The 338-nt window shown below is 37.3% G+C and carries 1 pseudogene; it reads right to left on the bottom strand.

Features of this window, described 5'->3' with window-relative positions:
• Positions 1-338 (bottom strand): annotated as a pseudogene (locus ASU02_RS25525) (IS5/IS1182 family transposase); the annotation flags it as partial.

The raw sequence follows: 338 nt of genomic DNA, 5'->3' as shown, positions 1-338 counted from the left end.
TGCCGAACAGTCTTCGCTCTCGTAGATTTTGAACTTCCGTTGGAAGCCAGTACGATCATTACGGATAGAATGATGTTGAAATTCAAGGTGTTTCTGATTAGGGCATGTATATGTATCTGTTTTTTCATCATACTGCCAGTTATCGGGATTAAACGGGTTTTGTTTGTACTTTTTCTTTTGTTCCTTCAAATACAGGTTATAGGTAATAAGCGCTTCTCGTTTTCTGTTCGAAAGAATATCATTATAGTTTTGTTCACTCCCATAACCTGCATCTGCGACAATGTGTTTTGGTAACTCGAAATAATGCTGCTCGATTTCATCTAGAAATGGAATTAACG

Source organism: Cytobacillus praedii, from assembly GCF_001439605.1.
In the GTDB taxonomy this organism is placed as follows: Bacteria; Bacillota; Bacilli; order Bacillales; family Cytobacillaceae; genus Cytobacillus; species Cytobacillus praedii.
Note: the sequence above shows the minus strand (reverse complement) of the source record. Positions and strands in the feature narration are given on the sequence as shown.